Origin of the sequence: Pseudomonas palleroniana (genome assembly GCF_022836895.1) — a bacterium.
Lineage (GTDB): Bacteria > Pseudomonadota > Gammaproteobacteria > Pseudomonadales > Pseudomonadaceae > Aquipseudomonas > Aquipseudomonas palleroniana.
This window is the reverse complement of sequence record NZ_CP092411.1, coordinates 1,496,763-1,516,443: the sequence shown is the minus strand read 5'-3', so window position 1 is coordinate 1,516,443 and position 19,681 is coordinate 1,496,763. Positions and strand designations below refer to the sequence as shown.

Genomic DNA, 19,681 nt, shown 5'->3' with positions numbered 1-19,681 from the left:
GGGATCAACTCCTGTGTTGAATGTTGACGACGGGGCGCTCCGGCTCCGCCGTTTGCTGGCCGCCCGAAGACATGCGTTTGGCCTGGTACATCGCCGCATCGGCGGCATTGAGCAAGGTGCCTGGGGTGGCGCCATGCTCGGGATAAATGGCAATGCCGATACTGAGGGAGGTCACTACTTGGGTATCGCCGGGCAGCGGGATCGGCACGTCCATGCTGGCAATGATCTTGTCGGCAATGCGCCGGGCATCTTCGGCCTTGTGCAAGGGCGCCAGCAGGATCGCGAACTCATCGCCGCCCAGACGCGCTACCAGGTCATCCTCCCGTAATTGCGCGCGCACGCGCTCGGCGACGGCCACGAGCACGGCGTCACCCGCCGCATGACCGAAGTTGTCGTTGATGTCTTTGAAGCGGTCGCTATCGAGAAACAACACCGCAACCTGCTCATTAACCTTGGCGGCGCTGCGCAGGGCACGGATCAAGCGGCCTTCGAAGAACGCGCGGTTGGGCAGGCCGGTGAGGCTGTCATGGCTGGCCTGGTGGGCGAGGGTTTCGTTTTCGCTTTGCAAGTGGCTCTGCCAGGCTTCCATCTCGCCAAGCAGGGCGTTGAAGTCGCTGCCCAGGCTGTCGAGTTCGGCGATTTGCGCCGGTGGCACACGGCGGTCGAAATCGCGCTCGCTGCGGGCAGCGTGAGCCACGGCGGCAAGGCTTTGCAGCGGTTGGGTGATGCCCCGTAACAGGCGCCGCGCCAGGTACAGGGCCACCCAGGCGCTGAGGGCGGTGCAAATCAAAATGCCGGCCAGGCCGCTGAGTAAAAAGCGCAGGAGGCTGCCGCCGTGGCCGACTACGTGAATGCTGCCGACGATGCGCCCCTGGTGCAGGATCGGCTGGCTGATGGGCTGTTCGAGCAAGGTGCGCGCCAATACCAGTTCAACCTGCGACAACATTCCGGTTTCCGGGCGGATCCACTGCGCCAACAACTGCCCGTTGGCATCGAAGACTTCGGCCTGGGCCACCTCTTCGGTGGAGGCGATCAGGCTGAGGGCCTCGGTGGCGGCGGCGCTGTCGTTGAACACCACCGCGGCTTCCACGGTGTAATTGATGGAACGAGCGATCAGGTGCAGGTTGTGATCGGCGTACACCCGCAGCGCCAACACCCCGAGCAGAGTCAGGGATACGCTGGCCAGCGTCACTGCCACCAACGCCAGGATCAGGTGCCCACGGCCGATGACCGAACGCAGGGTCGGTCGCACTTTGATAGCGGTCATGGCACTGGCGCCCGGCGCCGGGATAGTTGCAATACGCTTGGATGAATGCGCACGCCGCTGCGTGCGACGGAGTCCAGGTTGACCTCGAACGACACCTGCTCATCGCCCACACGCAGGCAGAACAGGCTGCCCACGGTGCATTGGTCACCGCCTTCACTGATGCTGAGCACCGGGTGACCGATCAATGAAGTAAACAACCGAGTGCGCTCATCGACGCTGAGCTTGCCGATGTACACGGCGTCGCAGGCACTGACGATATCGGGGTGATCGGCCAGCAGGCGTCGCACCACCACCGGACGACCGGTGGCCTGGGTGGTGCCTTTGATCAGGTCATCGGTGTATTGGGTGGGGCCGACGATGCACAGGCGCAGTTGCGCGGGCTCCGTCGGCCAGCGTGCGTAACTGAGGATGCCGAGTACCACTTGAGTGACTGCCTGGGCGCGGTGATCTGCGGGGCTGGGCGACTGTGCAAAGACCGACGGCACGAGCAGGCACAGTACCGCTACCAGTAACAGGCGTCTCCAGCTCGAACTACGCGCTGTGGACCGGACAGCCACGTTCATGCAGCGATTCTCTCAGGTATTTTCAAGGTGATGCCGCAACGATAGCACAGTGGCGGAAAACCCTACGAGGCAAGGCTTACGCGGGGTGCGCTATTTTTTCAGAAAAGCCCTACGATTGAATCAGAAATATTTCATGACCAGACAGTCAGTTTATTCAGTCCCTGCGTCCAGCTCCAGCATCAGTCCGCTCAAGCGCTTGACCTTCCGTCGCACCGCTTCCTCGAACACACCACCACGCGGCTCGATCAGGCTGAACCAACGCTTGGCCCGGGTGATGCCGGTGTAGATCAGCTCCTTGGTCAGTACCGGGTTCAGCGTATCCGGCAGGATCAACGCGGTATGGGTGAACTCCGAGCCCTGGGATTTATGCACGGTCATGGCGTACACGGTTTCCACATCATTCAGACGGCTGGGCAGCACAAAGCGCACACCGCCCTGGCCATCGTTACGTGGGAAGGCCACCCGCAATACCTGCGGGCCGCCGTCGCTTTCCGGCAGTTTGAGGGCGATGCCGATATCGCCGTTCATCAAGCCCAGGCCGTAATCGTTGCGGGTCATCAGCACCGGACGGCCTTCATACCACTGGTCGTCACCCTCGATCAGCCGCACTTTGCGCAGCGCGGCGGTGATGCGCAGGTTCAGCCCCTCCACGCCCCAGGGGCCTTTGCGTACGGCGCAGAGCAGTTGAAAGGCGTCGAAGGCTTGCAGCAGTTGTTGCGCCCAGAGAGTCCAGGCGGGGGCTTCGCGGGGGGTGTCCAGGGCCGGGCGGGCACTGCGCAACAGGTTGAGGTAATAGCGATAGCCTTGGGCTTCATCGCCCTGCCCGTCCAGTACCAGGCGCTCCAAGGCGTGGTCGTGCTCGCCCTTGAGGCGCAGGCAAAACAGGTCAGCGTGAGTGCGTGCAGCCAGCAATTTGCGCGCCTCCTCAGCATTCTGCTGGTTGACCCAACGTGCCATCTGGCCGATGCCGCTGCCTTCACCAAACCTGCGCGAGTAGCGCAGCATAACCACTTGCTGGGCCAACGGATGGCTGCCGTCGACGTCTTCCTGCAGGCCACTTTTACCCAGGTCCTCGCCGCTGACGGCTTGCAACCATTCACGGGTTTCGGCGCTGTACCAGCCCGCTTCAGCGTCACGGCACAAATCGCCGAGCACCGCACCCGCCTCCACCGAAGCCAGCTGATCCTTGTCTCCCAGCAAGACCAATCGCGCATGCGGTGCCAAGGCATCCAGCAGGTTGGCCATCATTTCCAGGTCGATCATCGAGGCTTCGTCGACCACCAGCACATCCAGGGGCAGCGGGTTGCCAAGGTGGTGACGAAAGTGCCGCGTGCCCGGACGACTGCCCAGCAGGCGGTGAACGGTGGTGACCTGGGTCGGGATTTTTTCCCGCACGGTGTCCGGCACATTCAGCGACAGGACCTGTTGGCTGATGGATTCGGTCAGGCGCGCAGCCGCTTTACCGGTCGGCGCCGCCAGGCGGATGCGCAACGGGTTGCCGGCCTCGACGGCCGGTGCCTGCAACAGCGCGAGCAAGCGCACCACGGTGGTGGTCTTGCCGGTGCCGGGGCCGCCGGTGACGATGCTGAAAGCCCCGCGAGTGGCCAGGGCGCAGGCGAGTTTTTGCCAGTCGATCACGCCATCCGGGGGGGGTTGGTCAAACAACCGATCCAGGCGTTGCGGCAAATCGGCAGCGAGGCTTTCCTGAGTAGCCAGACGCAGGCGCAAGGCCATGTCGATGCGCCGTTCGTAGGTCCAGTAGCGCCGCAGGTACAAGCGAGTGCCGGACAGGACCAGCGGGCGACTGTGGGCAGCCTCACTGCCATCCACCGCCAACGCCACCAACTGGCTGGCGGCCAGTGCATGGCACCAGTGCGCGCCGTCAAGGCCATCCAGCAATTGCGACGGCAGCAGCATGGCGCCGGTTTGCACGTCGCCTTCGGGCGGTAATGACAGGGCAAAGTCCGGCGCCTTGAGGGTTTCGAACAGGTCGAGGCATACGTGCCCGTGGCCCAGTTGATGGCTGGTCAACGCTGCCGCCAGCAGTACCAGAGGGTCGGCCTGTGGGTCGAGTTCGTGCAGGAAACCGACAAACGCTTTATCCAGGGCTCGCAACCAGCCACGCTCTACCCAACGATCGAGGAGTTGCACCAGGTCGGTGGCGCGTTCGAGCGGTTTCAATGCCTCAAGCGGCTGGGGCGACAGGCTCATAGCAGAACTCCTTGTTCCCAGGCGGGTTCAACCTTGGGCGGGATGGGCTTGCCCTGGAACAACAGGTCCAGGCCTTCGATCAGCGCCCGTGGCGGTCGGGTGAAATACGCGCCTTTGCTTGCAGACTGGGTGCCACGCAGGAACACATACAGCGCACCGCCGACGTGCCGGTCATAGTCGTAATCCGGTAGTCGGGCCTTCAACTGGCGGTGCAGGGCCAGCAGGTAAAGTACGTATTGCAGGTCGTACCGATGCTCCAGGATCGACTGCTCCATGGCTTCCAAGGTGTAGGACGAGTCGTCGGGGCCAAGCCAATTAGATTTGTAATCGGCCACGTAAAAGCGCCCGGCGTGCTCGAAAGTCAGGTCGATAAAACCTTTGAACATGCCATTGAGCAACACCGCTTCGGCCGCCACGCGGGAGGCACCGTTGTGGGTGAACTGGCACACCCACTTATCGAGGGCGAGCACGTCGACCTTGTGGCTGGCGAACCAGAACTCCATTTCGATCTGGTAGTGCTGCAGGCTGTTGAGCGTGACCAGCGCGTTATCCAGCGCAAACGGCGTGCGCAGTAACTGGCCCAGCCAGCCGCTGAGCGTCACGATCCAGCCCTCCCAGTTGCGTCGGTTACAGCGCGCACCCACGGCTTTTTCAATGGCTTCGGGGGTTACGTTGAAGCCCTCCTCTCCCGCCCATTCCAACAGGCCGTGGAGGAAGGTCCCAGGATTCGGGCCGCGTGGGAAACGATGAATGTCACCGCCAGACGCTACCACTTCACGTGGTGCGTCGGGGTCGAGGCGTTCATCGTCGAACAGTTTCTGGGCTTGCGGGCTTTCCGGTGCTTCAAGGCTTGCGGCGCTCATGCTGTCGCCGATTCTTAAAGCGCTGTAGGAAGCGATCCACCAGTTTTCGGCAGCCTTGCGCTTCGGCAGCAGAGGCGCGAGCAACGTGGCTTCATTGCGTGGTGGGTAGAACACGCTATCTTGCGCTTCGGGCACGTGGCCATAGTCGATAGCGGCGCAGCCCGCCTGTAAATCCAATAGCCAGCGCGCTAACGCAGCAGACTCACCCAGGGAGGCGCCCGCTCCGAGCAGGTAACCCAGCGCGGACAGGTGCAAGACCGAGCTGCTGTTGTTACCGCGCTTGAGGTCGGCGATACCGAGCCAGCAAGCGTGCTTGGCACGGGTCAGGGCGACGTAGAGCAAGCGCAGGTCTTCGGCCAGACGCTCATCGTCGGCCTGGGCGATCAATTCGGCGGTCGGCCGCAGACTGACCTGGGCCTTACCCTTTTCATCGTGATAATGCAGCGGTAGGCGGCTGCCATCCACCGGCTTGGCCGAACAGATAAAGGGCAGGAATACCAAGTCGTATTCCAGGCCTTTGGATTTGTGGATGGTCACGACCTTGACCAGTTGCTCATCGCTTTCCAGGCGCAGGATCTGTTCTTCACCCGCCTGGCCGGATAGCGCCAGGTGTTCGGCCAGATGGCGGATCAACGCCTGCTCACCGTCCAGCTCCGAGGCGGCCTGTTGCAGCAGTTCGCTCAGGTGCAGCAGGTTGGTCAGCACACGCTCGCCATCGCTACGGGCGATCAGGGTTTGCGGCAGTTTGAAATCATGGAGCAGGCGTCGCAACATCGGCAGCACGCCCTGGGTGCGCCAGATCGCGCGGTAGCCGCGGAACTGCATGACGCGGGTTTCCCACGCCAGTTCGTCCTGGTTCAGACGTTCAAGTTCATGCAGCGACAGGTTCAAGGTGACGCAGGCCAGCGCCGCCCGCAGCGGGCGCTCGACGTCAGGTTCGGCACATGCCTTGAGCCAGGCGAGCAGGTCATGGGCTTCCTGGGCGGCGAAGACTGAGTCTTTATCCGACAGGTACACGCTGCGCACGCCACGGGCGGCCAATTCGGCGCGTACGGCCTGGGCTTCCTTGCCGTCGCGTACCAGAATGGCGATGTCTGACGGAAGCACGCCTTTGAAGCTGCCGTCCGGTTGCAGGAAGCCTGCACTGCCTTGTTGCCCGCCATTGAGCAATCCAACAATGTGCGTGGCACAGGCGGCCGCCAGTTGTTGACGATACACCGCGTTGGAAATCGGTTGATCGGTGGGCAGGTGCCAGAGGTTCATGGCCGGCAGTGTTTGCCCATCGACCTGCAATTGCTCCTTGCGGCCTTGGGACAGCACTGAGTGGAACGGCACGGGGTTGTCGCCATTCGGCTTACGGAACAGGAACGCGCCACGCCCGGTTTCCGCCCGTTGGAACACATGATTCACCGCCTCAACCATTGCATGGCTGGAACGGAAGTTGGTGCCCAGGGTGTGGTGACGGCCAGTGGTGGCCTGACGGGCACGCAGATAGGTGTAGATATCGGCGCCACGGAACGCGTAGATCGCCTGCTTGGGGTCGCCGATCAGGAACAGGCCGCTGTCGAGGTGGTTGTCCTCGATGCGGTAGATCCTGTCGAAGATGCTGTATTGAACCGGGTCGGTGTCTTGAAACTCATCGATCAGGGCGACCGGGAACTGCTCGCGGATCACGTTGGCCAAGCGCTCTCCCCCCTCGGCGTGCAGGGCGGCGTTCAGACGGATCAGCATGTCATCGAAGCCCATTTCGGCGCGGCGGCGTTTTTCATCTTCGAAGCGTTTACCTACCCAGCCGGCGGCGTGTTGCAACACGGCGGCGTCGGGGGTGGGCAGCGCGTCGAGAGCCGCCTTGAGCCCGGCCATGGCATCGATGCCCGGGTGGCGCGGTGGCTCGCCCTTCCAGGCTTCGGCCATTCCGTCGGGCGTCAGCCGTGTAAAACCGGTGCCAATGTCGAGTTGCTCAAGGGTTTCGTCGGCGGCCCAGGCACTGATTTTCTCAAACCAGGGTTCGAAGTAGCGGGCTTGCATCTTGCGGCCATCGACGGTTTTGGCGGCCACGGCTTGCAGGCAGATATCGCGCAGCTCGGCGGCCCATGTTTGCCAGGGCGCCTTGAGTTGGATCAGCGCCTCGCGGCGTTCTTGCAGGCAGGCGTTGATCAACTCGGCCGGCTCGCGGGTTTCGTCCATCGGCCGCTCGCTGCCGAACAGCGCGCGAACCCGTGGCATCAATGCGGCCGGGCCACCCCAATGATTGCGCACCCAGTTGAGCGCGTCGTCGCGCATCGGGTAGCAGAACAACCGCCAGTAGTCGCGCAGCACTTCGCCGAGCAAGTCGCTGTGGTCGGTTTCCAGGGTCTGGGTGAACAGGCTGCCGCTGTCGAAAGCGTGCTCACGCAGCATGCGCTGGCACCAGCTGTGGATGGTCGAGACAGCGGCTTCATCCATCCATTGCGCGGCAATGTCCAGCCGGTTGGCACAGGCGGGCCATTGCTCGGGGAGGTATTGATCGCGCAGGTCGGCGATCAGCGTATCCGGGGGCTGGATTTCATCGCGAAAGAAGCGTGCGGCTTCGGCCAGGCGAATGCGGATGCGTTCACGCAGTTCTTTGGTCGCGGCGTCGGTGAACGTTACGACAAGGATTTGCGGCGGCAACAGTTCACGGCCGAAGCCTGACTCTGCGTCACCGTGACCGAGGACCAGGCGCAGGTACAGGGCGGAAATGGTAAAGGTCTTGCCGGTGCCGGCGCTGGCTTCAATCAGCTGGCTGCCTTTGAGCGGGAAGGCCAGGGCCAAGGGTTTGCTGCTCATGTGCTGGCCTGCGAACTGGTGAGCGATCGCCATGGGGCGTTGATCAGTGGGCGGTACAGGGTTTCGCACCAACCTTCGAATTCTTCGCTGGCGATAAGCGTTGCGTAGTCGGGAAATTGTCGGGTGAGCGCCGGGGTTTCGCGGCGTTCGCCGTCGTGGGTCAAACCATCGCCTTCGTAGGCTTTGCTTGCAGCCGCCTGGGCCTTGGCGGGATCGGTCTGGCCGAGCCATGCGAACGCGGTTTTTACGGCTACCGGAAGCGGTTTGCGCATGCCAGTGTGCCAGGCCAACAGCAGGTTGCCGAGGATTTCCTGGGCCGCCGATGGTTCCAGCGGGGCCAGTAGCAACGTGTCATCGCTCGCCACCAGAGCGGTACTGAGTGACAGACCGCACGCACAGGCCACCACATGATTGACCCACGGGCGAATCAGGCGATGCCACTTGCGCGCCTTGATCGAACCGATGCTGTTGGGGATGGTGGTGACGCTTAACAGGCCACCATCGTTGCGCCGATGCAGACCGCTGATCCAGCCTTCCAACCGAATGCCCTGATGCTCAAAACTGACCGGTTCTGCCCCTGTGTGTGGGGTGGGCCAGAGCGCCAGCAGTTGCTGGTAGCGTTGCAACAGGCCGGGTAAGGGCTCGATCAACTCGTTGCGCAGGCACTCGCCAAAACCGACCATGGGCAACAGGCCACTGCCTTGCAGACGCAGGGCTTGGGCATTGAGCGCGTGGTCCACGTGATCGGGCCTGACCAGCGCGGCGTTCAGCAGGCTGTCGCTGAGGCTGTAGCGTTGCAGTGCGTCGAGGACGAAGGGTTCTTCATCGGCCAAGGGCACTTCGGCGGCCTCAAAGAAGACTTTCAGACGCTGGCTGAAGAAATGTTTGACCGGGTTACGCAGGAAGTCCTGCAACTGGCCGAGGCTCAGGGGTTCTTCCTGTTGGTGATCGGCCAGTTCGTATGCTTGCGCCATGGCGTCAGGCGTTTCGTGCAGCAACTGCCATTCGCGGGCGTAGCTGAAGAGCGGATCGCCTGCGTGAAAGTAACGAGCGCTGAAGGGTTGGAGCGGGTGTTCCTGGGTCATCGCGTCGATCAGCGGTGTGTGTGGTTGTGCGTTCTGCCAGCCACTGGCGAGATGGTCACGCAGTTGGCCGATCAGTACCGAGGCCGGGCGATCGCTGTTGTCACGGATGCTGCGGCCCACCCAACTGATATAGAGCTGGTCGCGGGCCGACAGCAACGCTTCGAGCAGCAGGTAACGGTCGTCTTCGCGACGTGAGCGGTCACCGGGGCGGTAGTCGCTGCCCATCAGGTCGAAGTCCAGCGGCGGTTGGGCACGTGGGTAATCGCCGTCGTTCATGCCGAGCAGGCAGACCAGCTTGAACGGGATCGCTCGCATGGGCATCAGCGTGCAGAAATTGACAGCGCCGGCGAGGAAGCGCTGGGACAGACGCCCCTGGTCAAGGCCGGCCAACCAGGCTTCACGGACGACAGTGAGGGGTAACTCGTCGTATAGGCCAACGGACTCGCAGGTCTCCAGCCAGGTCTCCCTGAGTTGTTCGAGTTGGCCCAACAGGTAGTCATCGTGTTCGCTGCTGGCCAGGAAGAAGCGTTGCATCAGACGTTGCAGGCGCTCACCCCATTCTTGGGGAGCCGCAGGTTGCGAGAGTGCGTGATGTGCATCACTCAGCGCGTCAAGCAAGGCCACCAGCGGGCCAATCAGGGCAGCGTCGAGGCCACCGATTTCATCATAGGGCTCGATGCCTTCGTAGGCTCCACCGGTGCCGACCGCATAGCCCAGCAGCATGCGGCGCAAGCCAAATCGCCAGCTGTTTTGCTCCAACTCATTCGGCAGACCCAGGCCGGCACGCTGTTCGGCGTTGAGCCCCCAGCGCACGCCTGCGCCTTCGATCCAGCGGTGCAGCGTCGGCAGGTCGCGTTCCTTGATGGCGAAACGTTCGCGCAAGGCGGGGACATCGAGCAAGTCGAGGATTTCACTGACGGGGAAGCGGCTGTCGGGAAGTTTCAGCAGATGCTCGACGGCGATCAATAGCGGATCGCGACCGCGTTGGCCCTGGTCGGTGAGGGTGAAGGGGATAAAGCGTGGGTCATTTCGCTCAAGCTGTCCGAATACGGCGCGAATGTGCGGCGCATAGCTGTCAACGTCGGGGACCATGACGATGATGTCTCGGGGGCGCAACGTGGGGTCGGCACTGAAGCGTTGCAGCAACTGGTCGTGGAGGATCTCCACTTCGCGTTGGGCACTGTGGGCGATATGGAAGCGGATTGAAGTATCGCGCTCCAGATCAACAGCCGGCCATAGCTCGCGTGTTTCATTGAGCGGGCGCAGTTCGAGAATGTCGTCCTGCAATTGATTGAGCAACGTGCGGGGTTCACTTTCACTGAACAGATCGATGCGGCCGTCACGGAATGCGGCGCGGTAGCTGTTGGGGTCGTCGTAGCTGTCCAGCAGGCTGATGTAGTCACGGCCTTGTTTACCCCAGGCGGCAAGTAGCGGGTGTGCGTGCTGATGCAGGGTTTGCGGGTCGAGGGTGACCGGCATCCCGGTTTTACGTGCCTGGCGTTTATATTCGTTACGCAGCAAGTCTTTGTCAGCGACGATGTCGGACCAATGGTGACGGCATGGGTTGTGAACGCACAGCAGCACCTGGCTGAAGCGTGCCAGACCGGAGAGTGCTTCCAGCGCTTGGGCGGGCAGCGATGAAATGCCGAACACGATCACCCGCGACGGTAGACCTTCAGGGGCCGTCTCCAGTGTATTGATGCGCTCGATGAAACGTTGGTGGACGCCTGCACGACTCTCGGCCATGCCTTCTTCCCCCACATCCAGCAACAACGCTCGCCACAATTCGGCTTGCCAGCAATTGGCGGGGTTGAGCGGCTTGGATTCGCCTCGTCCGTTACGCAGTTGATGCCGGCCGGCTGCCCAGTCCTCCAGCCAATCGGCGCGGTAAACCTGGTATTGGTCGAACAGGTCGGCCAGGCGTTCGGCGAGTTGGTAGCGCTTGCGCAAATCCGTGTCGTGGGTAAGGAAGCGCTGTAGCGGCTCGAAATGCGGCTGGTCGATGAGTTCCGGGAGTAGGCGCATGAGACGCCAGGTCAGTGGAGCTTTATCGAGCAGGGATTTAGGCGGGATTTCGTCACGGCCCAGGACCATTCGGTAAAGCTGCCACATAAAGCTGCCGGGGAGCTGCACATCGATTGCGGCGGCGATTCCGCAGCCGCCCATGTCGTCATCTTCCGGATCTTCAGCCAGGGCTAGCTTGAGCCACTGGGCGATGCCGTTGCTTTGTACCAAGGCGATCTCGTTTTCCAGAGGCGCCAGAGGGTAGCGCCGCATCCAACTGACCACCAGGCTGCGCAGTTCATCCAGGCGGTTGCCGTGAACCACCATGAATCCAGCGCTGAGGGACGTCGCTTGCGGCATAACGGCTTCCTTGGGAAAAGCAAAATCGAGGCGTGGACTTTAGCATTGAAGACCGTCTCGATGAGCCCCTACGCATTTTCGATCGCCCAAAACAAAACCCCATCTGCTTTCGCAAATGGGGTTTCGGAATTTAATCTTGACGATGACCTACTCTCACATGGGGAAACCCCACACTACCATCGGCGATGCATCGTTTCACTACTGAGTTCGGGATGGGATCAGGTGGTTCCAATGCTCTATGGTCGTCAAGAAATTCGGGTACTGAATCGTAGCCAGTTGGCTTCGCTTCAGCAAATTGGGTATGTAATAGAAGTCGGTGTCTTGTGAGCGTCGAACTTTCGGTTCATAGCGTCTTCACACACCGCAATCTGGCCTTTCGACTCAAATTGCTTGGGTGTTATATGGTCAAGCCTCACGGGCAATTAGTATTGGTTAGCTCAACGCCTCACAGCGCTTACACACCCAACCTATCAACGTCGTAGTCTTCGACGGCCCTTCAGGGAACTCAAGGTTCCAGTGAGATCTCATCTTGAGGCTAGTTTCCCGCTTAGATGCTTTCAGCGGTTATCTATTCCGAACATAGCTACCCGGCAATGCCACTGGCGTGACAACCGGAACACCAGAGGTTCGTCCACTCCGGTCCTCTCGTACTAGGAGCAGCCCCTCTCAAATCTCAAACGTCCACGGCAGATAGGGACCGAACTGTCTCACGACGTTCTAAACCCAGCTCGCGTACCACTTTAAATGGCGAACAGCCATACCCTTGGGACCGGCTTCAGCCCCAGGATGTGATGAGCCGACATCGAGGTGCCAAACACCGCCGTCGATATGAACTCTTGGGCGGTATCAGCCTGTTATCCCCGGAGTACCTTTTATCCGTTGAGCGATGGCCCTTCCATACAGAACCACCGGATCACTAAGACCTACTTTCGTACCTGCTCGACGTGTCTGTCTCGCAGTCAAGCGCGCTTTTGCCTTTATACTCTACGACCGATTTCCGACCGGTCTGAGCGCACCTTCGTACTCCTCCGTTACTCTTTAGGAGGAGACCGCCCCAGTCAAACTACCCACCATACACTGTCCTCGATCCGGATAACGGACCTGAGTTAGAACCTCAAAGTTGCCAGGGTGGTATTTCAAGGATGGCTCCACGCAGACTGGCGTCCACGCTTCAAAGCCTCCCACCTATCCTACACAAGCAAATTCAAAGTCCAGTGCAAAGCTATAGTAAAGGTTCACGGGGTCTTTCCGTCTAGCCGCGGATACACTGCATCTTCACAGCGATTTCAATTTCACTGAGTCTCGGGTGGAGACAGCGCCGCCATCGTTACGCCATTCGTGCAGGTCGGAACTTACCCGACAAGGAATTTCGCTACCTTAGGACCGTTATAGTTACGGCCGCCGTTTACCGGGGCTTCGATCAAGAGCTTCGCGTTAGCTAACCCCATCAATTAACCTTCCGGCACCGGGCAGGCGTCACACCCTATACGTCCACTTTCGTGTTTGCAGAGTGCTGTGTTTTTAATAAACAGTCGCAGCGGCCTGGTATCTTCGACCGGCATGGGCTTACGGAGCAAGTCCTTCACCCTCACCGGCGCACCTTCTCCCGAAGTTACGGTGCCATTTTGCCTAGTTCCTTCACCCGAGTTCTCTCAAGCGCCTTGGTATTCTCTACCCAACCACCTGTGTCGGTTTGGGGTACGGTTCCTGGTTACCTGAAGCTTAGAAGCTTTTCTTGGAAGCATGGCATCAACCACTTCGTCATCTAAAAGATGACTCGTCATCAGCTCTCGGCCTTAAGATCCCGGATTTACCTAAGATCTCAGCCTACCACCTTAAACTTGGACAACCAACGCCAAGCTGGCCTAGCCTTCTCCGTCCCTCCATCGCAATAACCAGAAGTACAGGAATATTAACCTGTTTTCCATCGACTACGCTTTTCAGCCTCGCCTTAGGGACCGACTAACCCTGCGTCGATTAACGTTGCGCAGGAAACCTTGGTCTTTCGGCGTGGGTGTTTTTCACACCCATTGTCGTTACTCATGTCAGCATTCGCACTTCTGATACCTCCAGCAAGCTTCTCAACTCACCTTCACAGGCTTACAGAACGCTCCTCTACCGCATCACTTACGTGATACCCGTAGCTTCGGTGTATGGTTTGAGCCCCGTTACATCTTCCGCGCAGGCCGACTCGACTAGTGAGCTATTACGCTTTCTTTAAAGGGTGGCTGCTTCTAAGCCAACCTCCTAGCTGTCTAAGCCTTCCCACATCGTTTCCCACTTAACCATAACTTTGGGACCTTAGCTGACGGTCTGGGTTGTTTCCCTTTTCACGACGGACGTTAGCACCCGCCGTGTGTCTCCCATGCTCGGCACTTGTAGGTATTCGGAGTTTGCATCGGTTTGGTAAGTCGGGATGACCCCCTAGCCGAAACAGTGCTCTACCCCCTACAGTGATACATGAGGCGCTACCTAAATAGCTTTCGAGGAGAACCAGCTATCTCCGAGCTTGATTAGCCTTTCACTCCGATCCACAGGTCATCCGCTAACTTTTCAACGGTAGTCGGTTCGGTCCTCCAGTTAGTGTTACCCAACCTTCAACCTGCCCATGGATAGATCGCCCGGTTTCGGGTCTATTCCCAGCGACTAGACGCCCTATTAAGACTCGCTTTCGCTACGCCTCCCCTATTCGGTTAAGCTCGCCACTGAAAATAAGTCGCTGACCCATTATACAAAAGGTACGCAGTCACAGAACAAAGTCTGCTCCCACTGCTTGTACGCATACGGTTTCAGGATCTATTTCACTCCCCTCTCCGGGGTTCTTTTCGCCTTTCCCTCACGGTACTAGTTCACTATCGGTCAGTCAGTAGTATTTAGCCTTGGAGGATGGTCCCCCCATATTCAGACAAAGTTTCTCGTGCTCCGTCCTACTCGATTTCATGACTAAGAGATTTTCGCGTACAGGGCTATCACCCACTATGGCCGCACTTTCCAGAGCGTTCCGCTAATCTCAAAGCCACTTAAGGGCTAGTCCCCGTTCGCTCGCCACTACTAAGGGAATCTCGGTTGATTTCTTTTCCTCAGGGTACTTAGATGTTTCAGTTCCCCTGGTTCGCCTCTTGCACCTATGTATTCAGTACAAGATAACCATCTTATGATGGCTGGGTTCCCCCATTCAGACATCTCCGGATCAAAGTCTGTTTGCCGACTCCCCGAAGCTTTTCGCAGGCTACCACGTCTTTCATCGCCTCTGACTGCCAAGGCATCCACCGTATGCGCTTCTTCACTTGACCATATAACCCCAAGCAATCTGGTTATACTGTGAAGACGACATTCGCCGAAAATTCGAATTTCTCAACTAAGAGAACTCACAAATTTTACCTTAGCCTGATCCGTTACCAGTGAAAGTAACGTTCAGTCTATCTTTCTATCACATACCCAAATTTTTAAAGAACGATCTAATCAAAGACTAGAAATCAACATTCACCATCACCTCGATGGAATGCTCATTTCTAAGCTTTAAACGTCAGAAGCAGTAGTGGTGGAGCCAAACGGGATCGAACCGTTGACCTCCTGCGTGCAAGGCAGGCGCTCTCCCAGCTGAGCTATGGCCCCGTATTTCTACAGGCGTTTCCCACACAAAATTGGTGGGTCTGGGCAGATTCGAACTGCCGACCTCACCCTTATCAGGGGTGCGCTCTAACCAACTGAGCTACAGACCCAATTTCGGGCTGCTTCTTATCGTCTTCTTCAATGAATCAAGCAATTCGTGTGGGAGCTTATGAAGCAGCTGATGTCGTCGATTAAGGAGGTGATCCAGCCGCAGGTTCCCCTACGGCTACCTTGTTACGACTTCACCCCAGTCATGAATCACACCGTGGTAACCGTCCTCCCGAAGGTTAGACTAGCTACTTCTGGTGCAACCCACTCCCATGGTGTGACGGGCGGTGTGTACAAGGCCCGGGAACGTATTCACCGCGACATTCTGATTCGCGATTACTAGCGATTCCGACTTCACGCAGTCGAGTTGCAGACTGCGATCCGGACTACGATCGGTTTTATGGGATTAGCTCCACCTCGCGGCTTGGCAACCCTTTGTACCGACCATTGTAGCACGTGTGTAGCCCAGGCCGTAAGGGCCATGATGACTTGACGTCATCCCCACCTTCCTCCGGTTTGTCACCGGCAGTCTCCTTAGAGTGCCCACCATAACGTGCTGGTAACTAAGGACAAGGGTTGCGCTCGTTACGGGACTTAACCCAACATCTCACGACACGAGCTGACGACAGCCATGCAGCACCTGTCTCAATGTTCCCGAAGGCACCAATCCATCTCTGGAAAGTTCATTGGATGTCAAGGCCTGGTAAGGTTCTTCGCGTTGCTTCGAATTAAACCACATGCTCCACCGCTTGTGCGGGCCCCCGTCAATTCATTTGAGTTTTAACCTTGCGGCCGTACTCCCCAGGCGGTCAACTTAATGCGTTAGCTGCGCCACTAAAAGCTCAAGGCTTCCAACGGCTAGTTGACATCGTTTACGGCGTGGACTACCAGGGTATCTAATCCTGTTTGCTCCCCACGCTTTCGCACCTCAGTGTCAGTATCAGTCCAGGTGGTCGCCTTCGCCACTGGTGTTCCTTCCTATATCTACGCATTTCACCGCTACACAGGAAATTCCACCACCCTCTACCATACTCTAGTCAGTCAGTTTTGAATGCAGTTCCCAGGTTGAGCCCGGGGATTTCACATCCAACTTAACAAACCACCTACGCGCGCTTTACGCCCAGTAATTCCGATTAACGCTTGCACCCTCTGTATTACCGCGGCTGCTGGCACAGAGTTAGCCGGTGCTTATTCTGTCGGTAACGTCAAAACAGTTACGTATTAGGCAACTGCCCTTCCTCCCAACTTAAAGTGCTTTACAATCCGAAGACCTTCTTCACACACGCGGCATGGCTGGATCAGGCTTTCGCCCATTGTCCAATATTCCCCACTGCTGCCTCCCGTAGGAGTCTGGACCGTGTCTCAGTTCCAGTGTGACTGATCATCCTCTCAGACCAGTTACGGATCGTCGCCTTGGTGAGCCATTACCTCACCAACTAGCTAATCCGACCTAGGCTCATCTGATAGCGCAAGGCCCGAAGGTCCCCTGCTTTCTCCCGTAGGACGTATGCGGTATTAGCGTCCGTTTCCGAACGTTATCCCCCACTACCAGGCAGATTCCTAGGCATTACTCACCCGTCCGCCGCTCTCAAGAGAAGCAAGCTTCTCTCTACCGCTCGACTTGCATGTGTTAGGCCTGCCGCCAGCGTTCAATCTGAGCCATGATCAAACTCTTCAGTTCAAACATCTTTGGGTTTTTAAGAAACCCTAAACTTGGCTCAGCAATCGTTGGTTACATCTTTGATTTCTCGCGGAGTAACTTGTGATGCTGATAATCTTGTTGACTATCAGTCTGACTCCACAAGCACCCACACGAATTGCTTGATTCAGTTGTTAAAGAGCGGTTGGTTAAGTCTTTCGTCTCAACCGAGGCGCGCATTCTACAGCAGCCTCATTTGCTGTCAAGTGATTATTTTCAGAAGCTTTCGAAGATTTCTTCAACAACTTCAACCACTTGCGCTTCCGATCTCTCGTTAGCGGGAGGCGAATTCTACAGCGTTACACGCTGCTGTCAACACCTCTTTTTCTCCGCTTTCGACCGAGAAGATCGAACCGTTGATAGAGCCAAACAACATCGCCCGATCAACTCCTTCTGGGCTTCGATGAACTGAAGCTATTCGCTGCCTGAATCTTCGTAACTTCTTGTTTACCAAGGAGTTTTCAGTTTCGACTGCGCCGGAAGTGGGGCGAATTATAGACAGATACAATTTGCCGTCAAGCAATAATTACGTTTTTGTTGCAGAGGGGGCTTTTTTCGCAATAAGACGAGGGATCCGGCGCATCACTGGAGGCAAACGCAACATTAAAAGCAGAGCACCTATAGATGCATAGATAGCCCATTCCTTCAGATCAGCCCGCACGATCCACAACATATGCAGCAAACCGAGCCCCAGAATGACATACACCAGACGGTGCAGCTTCTTCCAACGGCTACCCAACCGGCGCTGGCTATAGCGGTTTGAGGTCACCGCAAGCGCCAACAAGGAAATGAACCCCAGCGCACCGACAATAATGTAAGGCCGCTTACGCAGCTCCACTCCCAATTGCGACCAATCAAGCCCAAGGATAAACACGCAGTAAGCCGCCAGGTGCAGAACCACATACGCAAAACACCAGAGTCCCAACTGTCGCCGCACCGCAATCCACCCGGCCCACCCGCTAAGCTTCTGCAGCGGTGTCATGCTCAAGGTGATCAATAGCAAGATCAGCGTCCCAAGCCCCAACCGATCCATCAGCACTTTCCCAGGATCAGGCCCCAGCACAGAACGCCATGCTTCATACAGCCAGTAAAACGGCCATATCGCCGCCGCTATAAAAACGCCAATGCGCCAGATGGGATAACGCATCAATAGTTCTTCCGCAAATCGAGACCTGTATAGAGAGAAGCGACCTCATCCGAATAGCCATTGAACATTTGCGTTTCGCGCACATTCGGGCTGAACAAACCGCTCGGCAAGCGCCGCTCCCGCGCCTGGGTCCAGCGAGGGTGATCGACTGTAGGGTTCACGTTTGCGTAGAACCCATATTCGTTGGCCGCAATACTCTGCCAGGTAGTCTTAGGCTGTTCGCTCACCAAGCTGATCCGCACAATGGACTTCACACTCTTGAAGCCATACTTCCACGGCACCACCAAACGCAATGGCGCGCCATTCTGGTTAGGCAACTCCCGCCCATACATGCCCACAGCAAGGATCGCCAAGGGATTCATCGCCTCATCCAGGCGCAGCCCTTCTACATAAGGCCAATCGATCAATCCAAAACTCGACCGCTGACCCGGCATACTCTTAGGGTCCTGAAGCGTTTCAAACCGGATGTACTTGGCATTTGATGTCGGCTCAACCTGCTTTAGCAAAGCAGAGATCGGAAAACCGATCCACGGAATAACCATCGACCACGCTTCAACACAGCGCAAACGGTAGATCCGCTCCTCCAATTGATAAGGTTTCATGAAATCTTCCAAGGCATAACGCCCCGGCTTCGCCACCTCGCCGTCGATGACCACACTCCAGGGTTCGGTCTTGAGTGAGCCTGCGTTCGCCGCCGGGTCGCCCTTGTCAGTACCGAATTCATAAAAGTTGTTGTAGTGGGTGGCATCCTTGAACGGCGTAATAGCCTCGTCCTTTACCGTAACCGCCTGCCATTTGGCTCCCGACAGCTTTTCGGCAAACCAGGCCGGCGCCTTGCCCGGCTCAACATCAGCATAACGCGAAGCATCACCAGCACTAGCCCAACGCGGCAGACCAGTGGCGGCGATGCCGGCCAGCGCACCACCGAGCAAGCTACGACGAGAAAGGTAGAAGGATTCAGGCGTGACATCCGATTCGTGACAATCGGAGGCTTTGGGAAGTTTGATTAACATGGCTACTCCGCAGTGTTGGAGGACTGATGCACCAATAGACTGCGGAGTATGGGGGAAATTACATTAAGGCAACGTTTTGTCCCGACGCAGATGCAGTAAATACTGAATCGGCCCCGAAGCCGCGTAAACCAGGAAGGCCAGCAGCAGAATGCGCGGTGGATCGCTGAAAACTACGGCGAACACCAACACCACTATCAGGATCGCCACGAAAGGCACCCGCCCCTTGAGGTCGAACTCCTTGAAGCTGTTGTACTTGATGTTGCTGACCATCAGCATGCCGGCCGCAGCCACCATCAAGGCGACCAGGAACGACATTTTCGAACCCTGGATGCCGTAGTCGCTGAATGCCCACACGATACCCGCGACCACTCCCGCTGCAGCAGGGCTGGCCAAGCCAATGAAGTAACGCTTGTCGGCCGTTCCCACCTGTGTGTTGAAACGCGCCAGGCGCAAGGCAGCCCCCGCGACATAGATGAAGGCAACCATCCAGCCGACCTTGCCCATATCACCCAGTGCCCAGGCAAATGCCAGCAACGCCGGAGCAACGCCAAAGGCAACCATGTCCGATAGCGAATCGTACTCTGCACCGAAGGCGCTCTGAGTATTGGTCATGCGCGCTACACGACCATCAAGGCCGTCGAGCACCATGGCGACGAAAATCGCGATGGCAGCAAAGCCGAAATACTTGCTGGCACTCGCCGCATCCCCCGCCGCCAGGGCGCTTTGGGCACTCATGGAATTGATGATGGAATAAAACCCGGCAAACAGGTTCGCCGTGGTGAACAGGTTGGGCAGAAGATAGATACCACGATGCCGGACCTTGCGGCCTTCCGCGTCATGCCCTTCTTCGACATGCTCATCGATCGGCAGCAGGCTTTCGGCGTCAGAAGCCTGGTTTGGCTCTTCGGGACGTTCGCTCATGGACTTTACCTTACAACGGTGTGAAAAAAATTCGACAAGTACTTGCGGCGAGTGTTCGCACGCAAAGGATGCAGCTTTAT

8 protein-coding genes, 2 tRNA genes and 3 rRNA genes are annotated in these 19,681 nt (G+C 58.1%); all 13 read right to left on the bottom strand.

Translation table 11 applies throughout. From position 1 onward, the window contains the following. Positions 1 to 4 precede the first annotated feature (4 nt). On the bottom strand, positions 5 to 1,267 hold the full coding sequence (gene dgcN, locus MJP36_RS06840; protein WP_060754425.1) for a diguanylate cyclase DgcN/YfiN: 1,263 nt from the start codon (positions 1,265 to 1,267) through the stop codon (positions 5 to 7). Next, on the bottom strand, positions 1,264 to 1,830 hold the full coding sequence (gene yfiR, locus MJP36_RS06835; RefSeq protein WP_060754426.1) for a regulatory sequestration protein YfiR: 567 nt from the start codon (positions 1,828 to 1,830) through the stop codon (positions 1,264 to 1,266). Before yfiR ends, dgcN begins: the two co-directional genes overlap by 4 nt. A gap of 150 nt (positions 1,831 to 1,980) precedes the next feature. Continuing rightward, entirely contained in the window at positions 1,981 to 4,041 is a 2,061-nt protein-coding gene (recD, locus tag MJP36_RS06830) for an exodeoxyribonuclease V subunit alpha (RefSeq protein WP_244385084.1), read from the bottom strand. Then, the gene (recB, locus tag MJP36_RS06825) at positions 4,038 to 7,712 is read right to left on the bottom strand and encodes an exodeoxyribonuclease V subunit beta (protein WP_244385608.1); all 3,675 of its coding nucleotides are present in this window, start codon (positions 7,710 to 7,712) and stop codon (positions 4,038 to 4,040) included. Before recB ends, recD begins: the two co-directional genes overlap by 4 nt. Next, complete coding sequence (gene recC, locus MJP36_RS06820; RefSeq protein WP_244385083.1) at positions 7,709 to 11,161, bottom strand: exodeoxyribonuclease V subunit gamma; 3,453 nt, start codon at positions 11,159 to 11,161, stop codon at positions 7,709 to 7,711. Before recC ends, recB begins: the two co-directional genes overlap by 4 nt. A gap of 134 nt (positions 11,162 to 11,295) precedes the next feature. After that, positions 11,296 to 11,411, bottom strand: a 5S ribosomal RNA gene (gene rrf, locus MJP36_RS06815). Between the two features lie 151 nt (positions 11,412 to 11,562). After that, positions 11,563 to 14,454 (bottom strand): 23S ribosomal RNA (locus tag MJP36_RS06810). Positions 14,455 to 14,700: 246 nt separating this feature from the next. Then, a tRNA-Ala gene (locus tag MJP36_RS06805) sits at positions 14,701 to 14,776 on the bottom strand. 30 nt (positions 14,777 to 14,806) lie between these two features. Beyond that, positions 14,807 to 14,883, bottom strand: a tRNA-Ile gene (locus tag MJP36_RS06800). 82 nt (positions 14,884 to 14,965) lie between these two features. Continuing rightward, positions 14,966 to 16,502 (bottom strand): 16S ribosomal RNA (locus MJP36_RS06795). The 16S, 23S and 5S rRNA genes sit together here with 2 tRNA genes alongside, the layout of an rRNA operon. 544 nt (positions 16,503 to 17,046) lie before the next feature. After that, a complete protein-coding gene (gene msrQ / locus MJP36_RS06790) occupies positions 17,047 to 17,667 on the bottom strand; it encodes a protein-methionine-sulfoxide reductase heme-binding subunit MsrQ (RefSeq protein ID WP_244385082.1) in 621 nt (206 codons plus the stop codon). After that, complete coding sequence (gene msrP, locus MJP36_RS06785) at positions 17,667 to 18,680, bottom strand: protein-methionine-sulfoxide reductase catalytic subunit MsrP (RefSeq protein WP_104995982.1); 1,014 nt, start codon at positions 18,678 to 18,680, stop codon at positions 17,667 to 17,669. Before msrP ends, msrQ begins: the two co-directional genes overlap by 1 nt. A 63-nt stretch (positions 18,681 to 18,743) precedes the next feature. Next, positions 18,744 to 19,601: a CDP-diacylglycerol--serine O-phosphatidyltransferase gene (gene pssA, locus MJP36_RS06780; protein ID WP_060752232.1), complete on the bottom strand. Its 858-nt coding sequence runs from the start codon at positions 19,599 to 19,601 to the stop codon at positions 18,744 to 18,746. Between the last annotated feature and the right edge of the window lie 80 nt (positions 19,602 to 19,681).